The organism is Vibrio sp. 378 (assembly GCF_033339435.1).
Map to the genome: position 1 here is coordinate 1 of NZ_JAWOUO010000600.1, position 399 is coordinate 399.

Here is a 399-nt window from a genome sequence, read left to right on the forward strand (position 1 = left end):
TAGCGCTTGCAGCGCCACCATTTTGTGCTCTTCAGAGTTTTGGATGTATTGAATGGCCGCAATGTGCGCCGTCGCGAATGTCACACCGTGCAGAAGTTGCACGATAACCAACGCAACGATAGACGTTGTTGCTGCGGTCATGCCCCAACGCATCATCACACCACAAGCTGCAACAATAAACAGCGTGCGCAGCGCCCAACCAGCAAATAGACGCTTACTCAATGCAAACACAGCCACTTCTGCCGCAACGCCCAGACTCCACAAGTAGCCGATCACGTCTTCTGAGTGACCCGCCGCTTTCCAGTGAATGGCACTAAAGCCGTAGTACGCCGCATGGCTACCTTGGATAAGCGACACCAAAACCAAGAACTTCACCACTGACTTATCGGTAAGCAGTGC

General features: G+C 52.9%; 1 protein-coding gene. It reads right to left on the bottom strand.

The features are described from left to right. On the bottom strand, positions 1–399 hold a 399-nt coding region (locus R7Q48_RS27770; protein ID WP_318133503.1), incomplete at both ends, for an MFS transporter.